17 protein-coding genes are annotated in these 17,881 nt (G+C 33.5%); 8 read left to right on the forward strand and 9 right to left on the reverse strand.

Annotation, left to right across the window (positions count from 1 at the left end; translation table 11 throughout):
- Positions 1-6: 6 nt before the first annotated feature.
- The 5 genes from cpaB (at position 7) to SYNTR_RS08420 (ending at position 5,168) form a co-directional block, all read left to right on the forward strand.
- Positions 7-705 (forward strand): Flp pilus assembly protein CpaB, encoded by a 699-nt coding sequence (gene cpaB / locus SYNTR_RS08400; protein WP_156204094.1) that lies wholly within the window; start codon positions 7-9, stop codon positions 703-705.
- A 16-nt stretch (positions 706-721) separates the two neighbouring features.
- Positions 722-1,894: a CpaE/TadZ family protein gene (locus SYNTR_RS08405; RefSeq protein ID WP_156204095.1), complete on the forward strand. Its 1,173-nt coding sequence runs from the start codon at positions 722-724 to the stop codon at positions 1,892-1,894.
- 10 nt (positions 1,895-1,904) lie between these two features.
- The gene (locus SYNTR_RS08410; RefSeq protein WP_156204096.1) at positions 1,905-3,284 is read left to right on the forward strand and encodes a TadA family conjugal transfer-associated ATPase; all 1,380 of its coding nucleotides are present in this window, start codon (positions 1,905-1,907) and stop codon (positions 3,282-3,284) included.
- Positions 3,284-4,252, forward strand: coding sequence for a type II secretion system F family protein (locus SYNTR_RS08415; protein WP_156204097.1), 969 nt, complete (start codon positions 3,284-3,286; stop codon positions 4,250-4,252). Before SYNTR_RS08410 ends, SYNTR_RS08415 begins: the two co-directional genes overlap by 1 nt.
- A 79-nt stretch (positions 4,253-4,331) precedes the next feature.
- A complete protein-coding gene (locus SYNTR_RS08420) occupies positions 4,332-5,168 on the forward strand; it encodes a type II secretion system F family protein (protein ID WP_197079074.1) in 837 nt (278 codons plus the stop codon).
- A gap of 70 nt (positions 5,169-5,238) precedes the next feature.
- On the opposite strand, the gene SYNTR_RS08425 is transcribed toward SYNTR_RS08420, so the two are convergent.
- Positions 5,239-5,826, reverse strand: a complete 588-nt coding sequence (locus tag SYNTR_RS08425; protein ID WP_156204099.1) for a GNAT family N-acetyltransferase — start codon at positions 5,824-5,826, stop codon at positions 5,239-5,241.
- Positions 5,827-6,190: 364 nt separating this feature from the next.
- Here SYNTR_RS08425 and SYNTR_RS08430 point away from each other — a divergent pair, with 364 nt between their 5' ends.
- The gene (locus SYNTR_RS08430) at positions 6,191-7,060 is read left to right on the forward strand and encodes a glycine betaine ABC transporter substrate-binding protein (protein WP_156204100.1); all 870 of its coding nucleotides are present in this window, start codon (positions 6,191-6,193) and stop codon (positions 7,058-7,060) included.
- A gap of 20 nt (positions 7,061-7,080) precedes the next feature.
- Positions 7,081-7,665 (forward strand): TetR/AcrR family transcriptional regulator, encoded by a 585-nt coding sequence (locus SYNTR_RS08435; protein ID WP_156204101.1) that lies wholly within the window; start codon positions 7,081-7,083, stop codon positions 7,663-7,665.
- Positions 7,666-7,737: 72 nt separating this feature from the next.
- Here the strand turns inward: SYNTR_RS08435 and SYNTR_RS08440 are convergent, their stop codons facing one another.
- The 3 genes from SYNTR_RS08440 to SYNTR_RS08450 all read right to left on the reverse strand — a co-directional run bounded on the left by SYNTR_RS08440 (position 7,738) and on the right by SYNTR_RS08450 (position 11,529).
- Positions 7,738-9,102, reverse strand: coding sequence for a radical SAM protein (locus SYNTR_RS08440; protein ID WP_156204102.1), 1,365 nt, complete (start codon positions 9,100-9,102; stop codon positions 7,738-7,740).
- A 25-nt stretch (positions 9,103-9,127) separates the two neighbouring features.
- Entirely contained in the window at positions 9,128-10,384 is a 1,257-nt protein-coding gene (locus SYNTR_RS08445; RefSeq protein ID WP_156204103.1) for a M24 family metallopeptidase, read from the reverse strand.
- A gap of 245 nt (positions 10,385-10,629) precedes the next feature.
- Complete coding sequence (locus SYNTR_RS08450; protein WP_156204104.1) at positions 10,630-11,529, reverse strand: PLP-dependent cysteine synthase family protein; 900 nt, start codon at positions 11,527-11,529, stop codon at positions 10,630-10,632.
- A gap of 371 nt (positions 11,530-11,900) precedes the next feature.
- Here SYNTR_RS08450 and SYNTR_RS08455 point away from each other — a divergent pair, with 371 nt between their 5' ends.
- On the forward strand, positions 11,901-12,290 hold the full coding sequence (locus SYNTR_RS08455; protein WP_156204105.1) for a helix-turn-helix domain-containing protein: 390 nt from the start codon (positions 11,901-11,903) through the stop codon (positions 12,288-12,290).
- Between the two features lie 358 nt (positions 12,291-12,648).
- Here SYNTR_RS08455 and SYNTR_RS08460 read toward each other — a convergent pair whose 3' ends face one another.
- From SYNTR_RS08460 to SYNTR_RS08475, 5 genes are all read right to left on the reverse strand, one after another.
- Entirely contained in the window at positions 12,649-13,449 is an 801-nt protein-coding gene (locus SYNTR_RS08460) for a GGDEF domain-containing protein (RefSeq protein ID WP_156204106.1), read from the reverse strand.
- A gap of 328 nt (positions 13,450-13,777) precedes the next feature.
- Positions 13,778-14,512: a plasmid pRiA4b ORF-3 family protein gene (locus tag SYNTR_RS08465; protein ID WP_243140168.1), complete on the reverse strand. Its 735-nt coding sequence runs from the start codon at positions 14,510-14,512 to the stop codon at positions 13,778-13,780.
- A gap of 255 nt (positions 14,513-14,767) precedes the next feature.
- Complete coding sequence (locus tag SYNTR_RS08470; RefSeq protein ID WP_156204108.1) at positions 14,768-14,953, reverse strand: hypothetical protein; 186 nt, start codon at positions 14,951-14,953, stop codon at positions 14,768-14,770.
- 38 nt (positions 14,954-14,991) lie between these two features.
- The gene (locus SYNTR_RS11635) at positions 14,992-15,792 is read right to left on the reverse strand and encodes a PEP-utilizing enzyme (protein WP_243140169.1); all 801 of its coding nucleotides are present in this window, start codon (positions 15,790-15,792) and stop codon (positions 14,992-14,994) included.
- Positions 15,793-15,845: 53 nt separating this feature from the next.
- Positions 15,846-17,675 carry a PEP/pyruvate-binding domain-containing protein gene (locus tag SYNTR_RS08475; RefSeq protein WP_243140170.1) on the reverse strand — a complete coding sequence of 610 codons (1,830 nt, stop codon included), beginning with the start codon at positions 17,673-17,675 and terminating at the stop codon, positions 15,846-15,848.
- Positions 17,676-17,881 lie beyond the last annotated feature (206 nt).

Consider the following 17,881-nt stretch of genomic DNA (forward strand, 5'->3'; position numbering starts at 1 on the left):
GTAAAAATGGAAAATATTAAGCCAAGAGTGTGGGTAATTATTACTGTAGTTATAGCGTTAATAACTAGTCTACTAATATATACCTATTTAGAATCACTGCAAGCGGCAGAGGCAGTGGAGAAAGCTGAAGTAGTAGTAGCTAGTCGTATATTAGAAGAAGGTACTAGAATTAATAGCGATATGTTAGAGACTGTAACAGTACCAGTCCAATATGCCCACCCTGAAGCTTTAACTAATACAAGTGATGTTGTAAACAAATATGCAGCAGTAAATCTTTATCCTGAGCAAGCTATTTTAGGTAGACAGCTAGTAAGTCATGATAGTCGGGAAATGCCTTTTAGAATACCAGAAGATATGAGAGCAATTACGATTGATATTAATACTACCAGTGGAGTAGCTGGTTTTATAAAGCCTGGATATAAGGTAGATATAATTTATACCGTTAGAACGGAAAATGATGAAACCAGAACAGTGACTTTATTAGATGAAATATTGGTTTTAGCTGTAGGTGAAGAGATTACTAAAGTTGAGGATAATATGTCCTCTAGTAATGTTACTCTTGCTGTTAAGCCAGATGATGCTCAACTTATTACTTTAGCCGAAAATACTGGAAATTTAAAGCTTAGTTTAAGACCTATTGAAGATAATACTCAAAAGCCAACTACATTTAGTGATGTAAGAAGAATACTTAACAACTATCAGTAAGGAAGGGGGTTAAATAATGGAAAAAGCTACAATTTTACTTATAGATTTTATGGTAAAAAACGATTTAAAGGATTATTTAGATCAACAAACTGGTATTTCTGTGGTCGGTATTACAGATAATGTGGATATTGCTTTTACTATGGCAGAACGATATGAACCTACAATAATTATTCTTAACCTAGACTTAACTGTTGATGAAGTAGGATTAGATATTGCAGAAGCCTTTGCTTTAGAGTTTACTTCTTCTAGCTTAATTTTAATGAGCAGTTTAGATAATAAAAAAATTCTGCGTCATGCACTTAAAGTAGGTGCTAAGGATGTAATTACTCTACCTATTGAAAACAAAAAAATATTAAAGATTATACAACAAGTAGCTAAGTATGACTTAAAGCGTAGAGAATTGTTTTCTATAAAAAAGAAAGTTCAACCCCAATTTAAAGTAATTACAGTCTTTAATACTAAAGGGGGTGTAGGTAAAAGTACGGTCTCACTTAATCTAGCTATTGCTATCCAACAATTAACTAAAGATAGGGTGCTTTTAGCTGATTTAGACCTTTTTTCCGGAAACTTATCATTAATGGCGGGAGTGGATGCAAGGCGAACTATAAAAGATATGATAGATGAATTAAATAACTTAGATAAAGAATTTTTGGATGAATTTTGTATTAACCATTATTCTGGAATAAAAATTTTAACTGCTCCAGCCCATCCTGAGTATGCTAGCTTTATTGAAGCTGAGCACATTGAAAAGATTTTAAATCTAGTATCACAGGTTTTCAACTATGTTGTTATAGATGCCCCAACCCATTTTTCAGATACAGTTATTCCAGCTCTTGAATTTGCCCAGGAAATTATAATTGTGGCAAATCCCGATTTAGCATCTATACAAAATCTAAAACAATGTCTAGACCTTTTAAATAGTTTATCTATGCAATCTAAAGTTAAAGTAGTATTCAATAAGGTTGGTAATAATGGTTATTTAGATGTTAAGGATTTAGAAAAACAATTAGGTGTCGATGTTCAATGTAACATTCCTAATTGTGAAAAGGAGGCCCTTAATGCTGTTAATTTAGGAGTACCCTTGATACTAGAGTATAAGAAAATACCTGCATCACAAAAAATACGCGAATTCGCTGCAAAGCTCGTAGGTGATAATAAATCTAAATCTTTTGTAGAGCTTAGAAGGTAGGTGAGTCTAAATGTCATTATTACAAAAGCGTTTAAATCAACAACGATCTAATTTACAGGATGACAATCAAGTAAATGAGCTAGGACCCCTGGTTTCTGTTAAGCGTGAAAACTGGACTTTGGCTAAGGAGAAAATAATAGGTAAACTTGCTGATAGTGTAATGGATGAATTTTGGGAAGAAAACGATGATCAAGAAAAGGAAAAATATATTTCTCAACAAGTAAGAAAACTTGCTCAAGATATATTAAAGGAAATGAATTATACTTTAAACCCTTCAGAAAACCAACGATTGATTACTGAAGTAGTAAGTGACATCATTGGTTTTGGCCCTATAACTCCACTTCTAGGGGATAATAGTGTAAATGAAATCATGGTTAACGGAGCTATGGATGTCTATGTAGAACGTTCTGGTAAGGTTGAATTAACAGATATTAAGTTTAAGGACAACCAGCATATAATGCATATAATTGAACGTATTGTCTCTCCTTTAGGTAGGCGAATTGATGAAAGTTCACCAATGGTAGATGCTAGATTACCTGATGGATCAAGGATAAATGCAATTATACCCCCACTTGCTCTTAATGGACCTGTACTAACTATAAGGAAATTTTCTAATCGTCCGTTTATGATAGCAGATTTAATTAATCATAGTACTCTTTCACAAGATATGGGTTTCTTTTTAAAAGCATGTATGGAAGGAGAACTTAACACCATAGTTGCTGGTGGAACAGCAAGTGGTAAAACAACAACTTTAAATGTGCTATCCTCTTTAATTCCTAGTTCTGAAAGAATTATTACTATCGAGGATGCAGCTGAATTACAGTTGCAACAAAAGCACTTAATACGGTTAGAATCTAGAACAGCTAATATAGAAGGTAAAGGCACGGTTACCATAAGAGATTTAGTAATAAATTCATTGCGTATGCGACCTGATCGTTTAGTGGTAGGAGAAGTTCGAGGTAGTGAAGCTTTAGATATGCTTCAGGCTATGAACACGGGGCATGATGGGTGTTTAACTACTGCCCATGCCAATTCAGCTCGGGATGTATTATCAAGGCTTGAAACTATGGTGTTAATGGCAGGAGTTGAATTACCTATTAAGGCTATTCGAGAACAAATAATGTCTGCCTTAGATTTAATAGTATTTCAATCAAGACTAAAGGATGGTTCACGCAAAATTACTAGTATTACAGAAGTTGTAGGAATGGAAGGAGATGTAATTACCCTACAGGATATATTTTTATATGAACCTAGTGGAATAAATGAAAAGGGGAAAATAATTGGGAGTTTTAGGACCACGGGAGTTATCCCTAAATTTCTTTCTAAGCTTGAAGCTAGGGGAGTTCATATCCCTCTTAGTATTTTTAATAGAGAGGGGAGAAACAATTAATGTTGTTGATAGCTATAAGTATTAGCAGTTTTTTATTGGTTATAGTCATAGCTTACCAATTAAAAAGCTTGCTTACACGGAAAGAAAATCGCATTAAAAAGCGATTACTTTTAACTATAGGCACACAGGAAGTTGAATCAACTAAAAAAACTAGCTCAGTTCCCACAAGGGAAAAATTACATTCTAAACTCGTATCTTTTACAACATTAATTATTAATAGTAATTATCTTGAGAATAAAAAGCAAAACTTAGAAAAAGCCGGGCTTTTATTAAAAGTTGAAGAGTTATTATTTTTCAAACTGTTATCTGCAGTAGTTGTAGGATTTTTTGGTCTTTTAATCTTTAATCAATTTATTTTCTTTATAATCACAGGAATATTAGGCTGGCTATTACCTGAGCTATTGATTGTCTATTTAAAAAGGAAAAGAATCGCAGCTATTGAAGCACAGCTTTTAAATGCTGTAATTATTTTAGCTAATTCCCTTAGAGCCGGCTATAGCTTATTACAGGCTATTGATATAGTAAGTAAGGAAACTCCAAAGCCTTTAGGTCATGAGCTAAGCAAAGTTGTTAAAGAAATGCAGGTAGGAGTTAGACCCGAAGATGCACTACTCAATCTGCAAAAGCGTATTGAGAGTAATGAAATAGAACTTTTGGTTACTGGGATTTTAGTTCAACGTGAAGTAGGGGGAAATTTGGCCGAAATTTTAGATACTATAGCCGAAACTATTGATAAAAGGATTAAAATGCGTGCTAAAATTATGGCTCTTACTGCTCAAGGCAGGATGTCGGCTTGGGTAGTATCTATTTTACCATTTGCCCTAGCCCTATTCATTTTTGGAACCCGTCCTGATTTTGGTATGATAATGCTTACTGAGCCATTAGGTATTACTATGCTAACAATAGGTTTTGTCATGCTTGTTTTAGGTATATTACTCATAAGAAGGATTGTGAATATTGATGTTTGATTTAAATACTTTGCCATATATTATTACATTTTTTGTCTTTATTCTAATGATACTGTTATTTATAACTATCTCTAATGCCTTGAATTTTAAACGTAATTTAGCATTATCTCGTTTAAAGAACTTAGGCTACTCAGATAATAATCATATTTCTGATGAAAGTGAACTTATGTCTATGTCTTTAAAAGACAGAACAATAGGTGTGTTAGCCAATAAGTTTATTAACAAAATAAATAATATAGCTCCTTATCAATTAAAAGAAGAAATAAGTGAAAAACTAGAAAAAGCTGGTAATCCACAAAATATGAAAGCTAGCGACTTTTTAGGATTACAAATTATTTCAGGTTTCACAACATTCATAATTACATGGAGCTTAGTAGGTATTCAATCTATTTTGCTAATACTAATAATGGTTATTTTAGCATTTTATATACCTTGGTTTATTTTAAGTATTTTAGTAACTAAAAGACAGCAAGAAATTCAACAACAATTGCCTGATGTAGTAGACCTTTTGGTGATAAGTATTGAATCCGGACTTGGTTTTGATCAAGCTCTTGCAAAAGTAGTTGAAAAATATCCAGGAGCACTAGGCAAGGAATTGCAACAGGTTTTAAGAGACATGAGCTTAGGAAAAACTCGTAAAGATGCGTTAAGTGATATGGCAGAGCGAGTAGGGCTTGAGGATCTTGAATTACTTGTAAATGCATTAGTACAATCTGATAATTTAGGGGTAGGAATAGGTAAATTACTTAGAATTCAGTCAGATTTAATTCGTGAAAAGCGTCAACAAAGGATTGAAGCAGAAGCTATGCGTATACCTATTAAAATGCTTTTCCCATTAGTTTTTATGATTTTCCCTTGTATGTTTATTATTATTTTAGGTCCAGCTATTTTAAATATTATTAAGGCATTGGGCTAAGTTATAATTTTTAGAATAATAGGATACTGTTTTTTCATTTAATGGGCACTTTATAAATCTACCTTGCTCTCTACTTTCTTTCCATTAAAAAAGTGCCATATTTTTTACCTTTATGTGTTATAAATTGTTTGTTTTTCGAGTTAAACCCTAACCTCTTATAAAAATCATAGGCTTTTTGATTATTTATATTTATATGAAGATATATTATATTTTCATGTAATGCCTCAATTAGTTTTCTACCAATTCCTGTTCCTTGATAATTAGAGTCTACACATACAGCAACAATGTAATATCCTTTTTGATCCATTTCTCCTCCAGTAATTCTTCCCATCTTATTATAAAGGGGTATTTTTTTTAAAAATGCCCAGGTTCCCATTACCTTTGAATATGAAAGTCCCGTACCTTTGTCTAAGTCCTGTTTTTGTTCAAGGGGATAACCAACAATAACTCCAATTACTTCATCTTCAATAATTGCTAATTTAACATATTGAGGATTATAATAATTGTTTTCCATAGCTAAAAGCTCTGTAATAATTCTTATCCCTTCTTCTTTTTTTCCATAAACTAAGGAATTCATCTCTATATCAGAATCAAATATAAGTTTAGCTATACTGCTTCTATCATGTTTATTTAGACTAAATTGCTCAATTTGTATCATTTTTTTTCACAACCTTTTCTAGTTTGTGTTACTAACAATAATACTAGATTGTATAGGGTTTCCAAATAAAAACAATTATAAGTTACTTTAATCCACTTGATTTTTTAAATCCTGTTCTAATTATGGTGCAAATTCCCAAAGGAGCTATCGTTGCTAACAATGGTTTTGAAACCTATTATAAGGACAGGAGAAAACGCCCCCTTGTCCTCTGCCCTGTCCTATTGACTTCTTAAATAATTAACTGTACCATATATTTATACCAAACCTTCCGGAAGGTCGTCTTTGGAGTTAACACTTAAGTTTAGGGAGATTTATAAGTCTAACAGGTTATGGTATTATAAAAATTATTAAAGGGGAGAAGAAAATGAAGAACAAAAAATTGAGTTTGTTTCTTGTGTTTCTTTTTGGCATGCTTGTGATTGCTGGCTGTGGACAAGTTGATGAGCCTGCGGAACAAGTAGAAAGTAAGGGTACGATCAAAATAGGTAAAAACAACTGGGCCGAAAATATAGCTGTCTCAAATATGTGGAAAATATTATTAGAGGAAAAAGGCTACGAAGTAGAATTAGTAAGTGCTGATAAATCTGTTGTGTATTTAGGTGTGTCTGAAGGAGAACTAGACATTGGTATGGAAGTATGGCTACCAATTACTGACGCGCGTTATGTTGAAGAATATGGACATGGCTTTACTGTTCAGGATATGTGGTACGAAAACACTAGTCTGGGTTTAGTGGTGCCTTCTTACATGGAGGTTAATTGTATTACCGAACTTAACGATTATGCTGATGAATACGGTGGCAGAATTGTTGGCATTGATCCTGGCTCTAGTTTAATGCAACTAACTGAAGAAGCCATCGAACATTATGATTTAAATTACGAACTTATTGAAAGCTCTGATTCAGCCATGATGGCTGATCTAGAACGAGCCTATGGAAATGATGAACCAACCGTTGTTACTTTATGGAGTCCTCACTATGCTTTTGCATATTATGATCTTAAATATCTTGACGATCCTGCTGGTATTTATGGTGAATCAGACGATATAGTTTTCATTACTCGGGAAGGTTTTGAAGATGATCATCCCGAAGTACTAAGTTGGATGAACACTTGGTTTATGGATGACGACAGCTTAGGTGAACTTATGGGAATTATTGAAGAAGTCGGAGATCCAGTAGAAGGTGCTAACATGTGGATTCAAGATAATCAAGATTTAATAAGCCAGTGGATCAACTAATATTCTAAGGAGGATATGTCTTGAGTCAGACAAAAGAAAAAATAAAGAATGTAGCCTTTGGTTTGTTTGCTCAATACGGTTACAGTAATACAACAATGAATGAAATAGCTGAATTAGTAGGAATTAAAAAAGCTTCTCTTTATGCACATTTCAAGAGCAAAGACGACCTTTTTTTAACTATCTACCAAGAGCTTGTAGCTGAGTTTGATGCTAGAATGGAGCAAACTGCAGAAGAAATCAAAGATTTGTCCTTTGAACAAAAGCTTTATATTGGTTATGAAAAATATATCGAATACTTTTTAGAAGACAGGAAACGCGTAGATTTTTTCTATCAGGTATTGTACTTTAAACCAACTAATTTATACGATAAGATTGAATCTCACATACACAACTACCAACAACAATACCAAGGAAACCTAGAGCAGCTTTTTGAAGAAGGGATGACTCAGGGCATTATTCGCCAAGGTAATGCCTTTGAAATGGCTATATCATACCGGTGCTTCCGAGAAGGTGTACTGCTTTTTCTCATCTTAGACATCGGATTTACTAAAGATAAAATGAAGCAGGTCTGGGATAACTACTGGAATGGGATTAAGAAAACATAGTTTCCACTAAAATAAAATTAAACGGAGAATTTTGAAATATCACAGTTCTCCGTTTTTTTGTAGATTACTATATTATAAACGTTGTATGGTATATAGATATGTTGGAATTCGGCTTAATCGTTTTAATTGATTAAAATGAAAAAGCATACTCCGGGAAGGTATTTTTGAAAACAGTGGGGATAAATAAACCGCACCTTTATTTTGTGGAACATTAAGTTCATCACGAGTTAGCTTAAGAAAAGCATTGTAATGTTCAGGTGATAATTCATCTCCTATGATAAAATTAGCTGTTATCTCTATATTATTAAATTCTTGATTTATAGCTACCATTCTTTTAAAACTTTCCTTAACCTTTTTAGCTGATATGGGTTTACCAAGATAATCAAGTGTTGTCTGATCTGCAGATTCTAATCCTAAGTTTATAAAAGTACGACATTCCATTTGTTCAAGTTTTTTAAAAAAGAAATCATTCTTATTTAAAAATGAATTTACACTTCCAAAAAGATAAATGCTAGAGCCTTGCATATAGGAGTTATCAAACCCAAACTGCTTAATAGCTTTTTTTGCATTCTCAATGATAAAGTCTTCTTCTGAGTTAAGTGTGTCATGATCACCTAAAAAAATAGCATTATAGTTAATAAGATTACGACCATAAAATTGCTTTAGATCTTTTATTTGTTTATCGACGTCCTCCGTAGTCCTAGTTGAAAACGGACGTTTATTTTTTATTTTACAAAATGCACACTTATGAAGACATCCCTCGGAAAGAGAAAGAGGTATCACATTATAATCAACATGTCGAGTATCTGGTGGTAAAACCGAAGGTCTTGAACCAATAATATTAAATAACACTTCAGCTCTATCTTCCAGAATTTCCGGTGTTGTTTTTAGTACATCATCAATAAAACTAGCAAAGGACTCTTTGAAATCAAAAGAATTAAGATGTGATTTTAAAATATCGTACCAAGAGTTAACTAAATTTTGTACAGATGTTTCCTTAAACGGATCAAATCCCAAAATTGAGTTTGAATTATAAGAGAAGTTTGGAATGTAATATTCTCCTGTGGCTTTATATATCTCATTATAAGGACTAGGTATTCTAAAATGAATCGGCTCAGCAAGAAAACCATTGCCAAAACTTTCATAAGTTCCACTATAACCACCAGTTGAATAATATACCCAATCATTGCCAGCAGTTCTTTTAAGCCATTCTTGTGAACTTGGCCAATTGTCTTTTTGGCCTTGCATACCAATAATTTCATTATTCATATTAAATTGAAACACCGCTTCATCAGTTTCAATTTCTGAGTAACATCCATACTTTATTGGATGACGACTCTTTACATATATATTTTCACCTTGTTTATTTAAAGTAATGCGAATCCCGTTTCGTGAACAAGTTAGCTCCTGTATATTCATATAAATATCCTGTTGCATGTTAATATTTCTCCTATGGTTTTTATCAAAGTAGGTCTTCTTCAAATGGATAATTAGACAATAGTTCTGTACCCTGCTCAGTAATTAGTAATTGCTCTTCTAACTTTACACCTTCACGGCCACCTTTTTTACCTATGTATGATTCCACACAAACAACCATGTTTGGTAATATTATTCCGTCATATCCTGCATCAGGAAAATCGGCATGGTGATAAAGATAGGGGTATTCACCTGTCATACCACATCCATGAGCAGATAAATAGTACCGATTAGCATGGTATTCATCGGGTATATTCCATGCCTTTTCAGCATATTCACGAAAGCTCATACCCGGTTTTAAAATATTAATATTGTGCTGTATCTGTTCATAAGCAGTTTTATAGAGTGTTTTTTGTTCTTGAGAAGGTTTATCTGGTCCAGAATGAAAAGTTCTTGAAAAATCCGAATAGTAACCATGACAACCCACAACATCTGTATCAAGTCCAATCAATTCATTTTCACCTATTATCTTATGTGATGATTCCTGAAACCACGGATTTGTTCTTTCCCCTGAATTCATAAGCCTAGTTTCAATATAATCACCATTTTGTGCAATAATCTGTTGGTGAAAAATAGACCATAGCTCATTTTCAGTAATTCCTGGTCTAATATTTTCTCGCAATATACCAACAGCTCTTTCAGTTGCCTGAAGTGAAGCTATAACACATTTTAGCTCTTCATTTGATTTAATACTTCTAGCCATCTCAACTGGTTCTTGTGCGTCAACAACTTTAACACCTAGAGCTGCCAATTCAATTGCTACTCCTGCATTCATCCGCTCCAAACCAATTTTTAATTTGCTTTCACCAACAAGTTGAGTAATCATAGATAATGTTTCTCGTGCCCATACTTTTTCTTGTTCAACAATATGGGGACCAGCCGCTACAAAACTAGCTGTTTTAGCTGGTCGTACTTCATCAATTGTTTCTAAACCATTAGCTAAATGCAGGCATCCAGTGAATTCATAAAGTATTGTTTTATCAGCTGTTACTATAAGATAGCGAGATGGAGTATTTCGAGCTGAAAAAACCTGCATATTTCTAGCTCCAGTCGTATAACGAATATTTACTGGATCAGAAAGAATAAGAGCTGAAATATCTCGATTTGCCATTTCTTTTCTAACCTGTTCTAATCTATATAAACGAACACTTTGTAATTCTATCCCTATGTTTTCAGGTGCATTTTCATTTATATCTACTCCTGCTTGATCTGTATTATCTAAATGCCATTCAACAAGCGCCATAATTACACCCCAATCTATAAAACCTAAAAACTAGCAAACCTACTGGAAGGTAGGTGCTTATTTAATATTTTAATGTTTTTTGCTTTAAGCGTCAACAACGCTTTAGCTAAAAGCATAAGCTTTCCCCTAGTCATCTAAAACACCAAAGAAATAACCTTTAATAATTAGGGTTATTTCTTTATAATCTTAATAAAGTGTTTAGTTTTTTGTATAGATAGATATAAGTAGTATTTAGTTACTGCCCATCAGGTAGTAGTATTAAATAGATTTGTGCTCAAATATTTTTCCCCTCGGTCGGGGAACACCACAACAACAAAGCCATCCTCTATGTCTTTGATACATTCCAGAGCTGCAAGCATAGCCGCTCCACTACTCATACCCACGAAGATACCTTCCTGCGACACAATAGTTCGGGCCATCGCGAAAGCAGCATCAGTTTCAATCATTACCGTCCTATCAATCTTTGTAGGGTCATAGATTTCCGGCACTATAGCCTCTTGCATGTTTTTTAGCCCTTGAATGTAATGACCTGAAACGGGATGTGCCTCAACTATTTGAATATCAGAATTTTTATTTTTTAATCCCATACCAACTCCCATAATGGTTCCTGAGGTTCCAAGAGCAGAAACAAAATGGGTAATCTTCCCATCAGTTTTCTCCCAAATCTCATTGGCCGTGGTTAAATAATGTGTTAACTTGTTATATTCGTTAGAAAATTGGTTGGGCATAAAATACTTTTCAGGATACATGCGGCACAGTTCGTGGGCTTTCCTAATAGCTCCGTCTGTGCCTAAGGAAGCTTCCGTCAGCACTATCCTTGCTCCAAAAGCCTCAATCATCTTGCGGCGCTCGAAGGAAACTGCTTCACTCATGACTATTTCAACTGCATATCCTTTTACGGAACCTATCATCGCCAGTCCAATTCCTGTATTACCAGAGGTAGGTTCGATTATTATTTTACCCTTCGTTAGTGTGCCATTTTCCTCAGCCTGCTCAATCATATTTATTGCAATACGATCTTTGATGCTTCCTGTTGGATTAAAGCCTTCCAGCTTTGCGTACAGTGGGATATTTGGCTTAGGATTTAACTTATTTACTCTGACAAGTGGTGTATGACCAATAGTATCAATTATACTGTTGTACATGCTTATTTATCCTCCCAGATTAATATCATAACTATATCATAGATTATCTTTAACAAAAACAATTAAGGAAAGTATATAATAGTTTAATAGGTCGACGTGCTTTTAGCCAGGAGGGAAACGCTTTTCAGTTTGCTCGTTTCTAGTGAAAAGTAAGGTGGTAAAACACCCATGAAATGCCTATTAGCACGAGACGAGACAATTAAGCAAAATGTCCTCTTACTCTGGAATCTTTACCGGAACTGAAATGCTGGTAAACTTAAAAAAGCATATTAAATGCTATTGCATTTTTTAACAAGGTGTTCATTCTCACAGCACACCATTACCATATCTAAAATATTGTAATAAACAAAAAGGAAGCTTATAATTAGCTTATGAGTAATTTAAATAATAATAATTTTGGCAAACGTCTAAAAATATTAAGAGAAGCACACTACCTTAGTCAAGCTGAATTGGCTAAGGCTTTATCTGTTTCTAGATCCACTATATCTAGTTATGAAAATGACGCGCGTCATCCGGATTATGATACCTTAATAAAAATAGCTGAATTTTTCGATGTTAGTATTGATTACTTATTAAGAAATGACTTAGCCGTTATAAAAAAATCCGAACAATATTTGAATATATTACAAGAAATAAATGATTTACTTACAACTTCTCCTATTGAAAGTGAGAAAAAAGATGAAATAATTAAGGAAGTACGTGACTTCTTTATTTGGAAAGTTCGTCAGTTTCGAGAATCTCGTTCTTCTCAAGAAGAATAACAACGTTTTTTGTTTTTATTATAGTTATTTCTGTTTCATTTACTTCCTCTAACTTATCTAATACTACACCTTCCCACATCTCTCCTTCATTCCAGAAGCATCCTATAATTTTTTCAAATTTAGTGTCTTTATTTGCAATTTTGTACACCTCCTTGTTAAATATTGGACATGATACTAATATACTACATTGTTTGCTATAAAAGCACCATAACTATAGTCCTGTTTTTTATTTTTTAAAATATAGGACTTTATGCTTAACAAGGCTTCAGAGCTTTTACTCTTTCATGGCTATTAACACTTACTTTTAAAATCGCAGCTATCTAGTTTTAGAAAGTAAGAAAATAAATTTACTTATAAATTATTGTCTGAGGTTTACCTTACTATGTTCATTTGGTTGTGCTTTAATATAATTCTTGTGTTGATACATTCTGCTATCAGCTATTTCTATTAACTCATTGGTATGTTTAGCATCTTCAGGAAAGTTTGCTATGCCATAGCTAATACTAATATTTAAATCTATTTCTAAGTTTATAATTTGTTTTTCTACTCGTAATGCAATTTGTTCAGCATCATCTTTATTAGTTTCTGGTAGTATTAATATAAACTCATCCCCACCATATCTTATAAATATATCCGTTTTTCTAATATGCTTTTTAATTTCTTGTACCACACTATACAAAATGATATCGCCAGCTTCATGCCCTAAGTCATCATTTATACTTTTAAAATTATTTATGTCAATAAATAATATAGACAGAGGTCTATTCCTTTTTTGTGCAATCATAATCTTGTTTTTAAGCATCTTATGTAAGTTATTTTTATTATAAATCCCTGTTAATTGATCATAAGTAGCTAAATATATTATTTCTCCTAATGCTTTATGTATATAAATTATTATAGTAGTAGCACCTAATACTAAGAATATATAAAACACTAAATTAAACACAATTGATTGAAAATATGATTTATTAGCAAAATTTATAGCTAATGATGCTAGTAAACAAAATAAACCAACAACTAATAACGCTATCAATACTTTGTCTTTCATTAATAGATCAACTTTTACTAATTTTAGTAATATGTTGGCTAAAATGGCTAAGATTAAAAGTAATATCACTGTATCGGTGCTTTTAAAAGTTATTAATAGTTCATATAGCATTTAAATCCCTTTCTTCTTAAATATACTCAAACAAAATTTTAAGCAATTGCACTCTAACTGTGACTATTTGCGTGTTGCAGTCACAATCTGCGTCTTTTTGGCTCAAAAAAAAGCGCTTACTTTAAGTTCGTAGAACCCTCCTAATATATGTAAATATAACCATATCATACAGTATTTAGTTCTAATGTGCCATAACTTTGAACTAGTTTGTTGATTTAGTTTAACTTATTAATTATTATAATGAATAGACATAGACAATATCTGTCCTTTAGTTAAAACTTTTTTTTATAAACATTTTTCCTTAACCATATTTGCCAAAACACTATCTTTAATTCTTTCTGTACTTATCTTTTATAATCTGATACCGTTCGTGGTTAATTTTATCCCATTGTGTCTTCTTATAATTAAGCCCCTTTAGTCTCTTATTTATCCAGTCAGGATCATACTCTTTGAAATATATCGATTCCGCCCATTCCTGCATAGCTTTATGTTTTGGATGGTTTTTATCACGATATATTTCCATAAATTCATAAAAACCATGTATCCCGCCCACATCTTCAGGTGGTGCTGTTTCTGCTCCATCAAGAAGTGAAGGAAAACCGAAGTAGTAATCGTTAACAATCTTCTCCAGTTTCACCTTAAAATGCCAACCATCTCCGAAGTCATAGGTATATCTGATTTCTTTATACTTCTCAAGGTAGTCATCTACCTTAATGCCCGTTGGTTTACGAACCTCAATTTTCAATCTTTCTTGGTAACGCTTTTCAAACTCAAGCATTTCAGGTGACATCGTTTTTAGCCGTTCATCGTACATCTTTCTGTTTTTCTTGTAGTGCTGGTGCTCAAGGTAAGCTTCTTGATCATCAGTGACAACCTTATTCTCCTCAGTTAAATCAAACTCATAAAGGTGGTATCCCTCATTAGGGTAGCCGCTTTGAAAGTTGGTTACGTTTTGTATAATATCATGAAGCCTTTTGAACGTCGCTCCAGACGGCATTACAACTCTTCTCCATATCAACGGATTTGATTCTTCTAGTTCGATTCTTATGATATATGATTTCAATTTATAGATACCTCCAGTTATTAATTCACAAACAGCGCTGACAACCAGTATGTATATCAGCAGCTGATAGATAATATTCACCAACATTTTAAATTTGTTACGTAATTTAATTGTAAGTGTAAAATATAACTTCACCAATAATTTATATTACCAGTAAAGTTATGGTCAAACAAAAAACCTTTCTCTATTTTATTTATAAAAACCCCTTGGTTCTGTAGTACATGTGTAGATTATGTTTTTATATAATCATATGCCCTAAAAACTGTTGTGCAAGTAAGGAATAAATATAGCTAAGACTACAACAGCATCTAGTGTTTCTTCAAAAATATCAATTACTCCACCAGCTAATAAACCCCCAATCATAGTTATTAAAAGAAACAAAAGAATATTATCTTGCACTATTTTCGCTACATCCATTACTTTTTCAACCATATTATACATTGTTCGGGACCTCATTCATTCTTAATATTGTAGTCCTGCTACTCTATAGATTGATCCTCTATCACCAACACATAGCCTGCATTACCATCCACTCTAATTTTTTGACCAGTCTTAATTTTTTTAGTAGCATCAACAATTCCTACAACAGCAGGTATGCCATATTCTCTAGCTACCACTGTACCATGGGTCAACAAGCCCCCCACCTCCATTACCAAGGCTGCAGCATTAATGAATAGAGGTGTCCAACCTGGATCTGTAAAGGGAGCAACCAAAATCTCTCCTTTATTTACTGAGGCCTTGGTAGGGTTTTGAATTACTTTAGCAATCCCTTCTACTACCCCTGAAGATACAGGCATTCCCGCTAATGCTTTTTCAGGCAGATCTTCTCTTTTATAAGATGCCTTTATTTCTTCACCGTTGCTAGTCATCAGTCTAGGAGGATTTAATTTTTGGAAATGGCTATATTCTTCTTTTCGACTGGCTACAACTTCCTTTAGACATTCATCTTTTTTTACAGCATTATATATCTCAGACAACTTTAGATAAAATACATCCTGTTGGTAATTTAGTTGACCTTTTGATACTAATATATTGGCTTCCTCCAGTATAGCCTTTTTACATATATATAGTAGACCCATAGCAAGATATTTTGGATGCTCACGAACGGGCATAACGTTTCTAAGTACCCTTACGAGCCTTTTTACCATTTTCCCTTTAACCTTGCCATGTTTGGCTTCAACTTCTCTCACCAGTTCTTCAGCTGCTTTTTTTCCTTCACTTATGGTAATGTTGTATTCCCTACGATGGAGTCCTTCTTCTCCAGTATCCACAACAGCCATAATAGATTCAGCTATAAATTGTGGGTTTTCTGCCCACCGATCCTTTGCAATATCTAGCTCCCCGCTGCCCTTAAGCCATATTTTTCAATAAACTTATCAAAAAGTTGAATAAAATCATCATATCCATTTAAAGACTTTAACCTATCAAATAAAGTACTATAGTCTTCCTTTTTAAACTCTTGTATTAATTCTGGACTCTTTCTAATACTATCTGCTAAATCCCCTGTTAGTAGTCCCATTTCCGTAGTTATATTTCCTTCTAAGCCTTGCAAAATTTCATTAACGTATTTGCGAGAGCCTAGTAATTTTTCTTCTAACCCTTCCAAGATTTTGTAGCTAATAATAGCTGGTATGATGAGAGGAAGAAAGTTTTTAAAATCCTTAGAAAAACTTGCTATTTCATGGATAACTTCTAGCCTTTCTGCCCCCTGCCTGGCTTGATTTACTGCTTTTTGTGTTTCTACCAACCGCATATTTACATAATCATTTGCGCATTCGACAGTGGCATCTGGGTTTTTATAAAGTAGATTTTTCATTCCTCTAATCACTATAGGCATCATAAATCTTTTTAAAGCCTTGATCGTTTTACGGTCATTGACTATTTGGGTATTAAAATCAGTCCTGTTTATTAAATTCTCTAGTGCTGAGGCTAGTAAATTATCGGCATTTTTCAATATAGCAGGTAACATTTTCCTTAGTACATTGTTTTGTAAAAGACCACTTATGTCTATATAAATTCTTCCAGCTGCTGTTTTTGTATATTTATATACGTCTTGGTTTATTTCTGATTTATCTATAGAAATGATAGCTCTTGCCATATCGACACCCAGAGGAGATATAGGGTCTGTCATTACCTGAATATGACTAAAAGAAGCATAGACATGCAATGCGTCTTTTGTGGGTATAGGCTGGGGGAGTGGAAATAAGGATGTGATTGATCTGCTCTGTACAATATATAATTGTTCTCCAGCTAAACACCATTCAATATCTTGTGGACAACCATAATACTTTTCTATTCTTTTCCCCAGTTGTGCTAAATTTACTATCTGAGTATCGGTTAATACTTGGCTTTTGGATTGGTCGTTAGTTAATCGAACTTTGTTTGTTCCTCCCCCATTCAATGGCATTACCGCCAACTTCTTATCAGCTATAACCTTACTTTCTATCTTATCTTGACCCTTATTATATTTATATATATCTGGTGACACCAACCCAGATACTAAGGCTTCTCCTAAGCCATAACTGGCATCAATGGTTAGAATATCTCTATGACCAGAAACAGGATCGGCAGTAAACATTATTCCCGATACGTTAGGTGAAACCATATTCTGTACTACAACTGCCATGTAAACCTGTTTATGTTCTATGTTGTTTTGTATTCTGTAAAGTATTGCTCTATCAGTAAATAGGGAAGCCCAACAGCTCTTTACTGAATGTAGTATGGACTCAATTCCATGCACATTGAGATAAGTATCCTGTTGCCCTGCAAAAGAGGCAAATTTCATATCCTCTGCGGTAGCACTGGATCTTACAGCATAGTTATTGTAAGGCCCCATCTTATTAATTGCATTTATTATTTCTTTCTCCACCAGCTTAGGAATTTGGGATTCCATTATTCGCTCTCTGATTTCTTTTGCCACTTGCCCGATATTCTCCTGGCATAATCCTTGTAAGGCTTCCTCTAAAAACCCCTCTAGACTGTTGTGTTCAATAAACTCTTTATAACTTAAGGTGGTAACACAAAATCCAGTAGGAACAGGAAAACCAAAGTTAATCATAATACCTAGATTTAAGCCCTTCCCCCCAACAAGTGGTAAGTCCTTTTCCTTCACTTCATCTAAAAACAGAATTAGCTTTTTATTCATTTCAACACTACCCATCATATTTAGTCCTCTTCAAGAACCTCGCCATATCTGCGTTTAAGAATTTATAGGCGTTTCACTTCTTCCTCAAGCTCCTTGATTTTTTATTTAATAAATTACAAGAAAGTGAATTTTGCCCACTAATACTTAACACAAACTGCTATAATTAGATTGTTATTGCTACTACTAATGAGCAACTAGAGCAAATTAGATTGGCAATTATATAA

The organism is Candidatus Syntrophocurvum alkaliphilum (assembly GCF_009734445.1).
Classification (GTDB): Bacteria; Bacillota; Syntrophomonadia; order Syntrophomonadales; family Syntrophomonadaceae; genus Syntrophocurvum; species Syntrophocurvum alkaliphilum.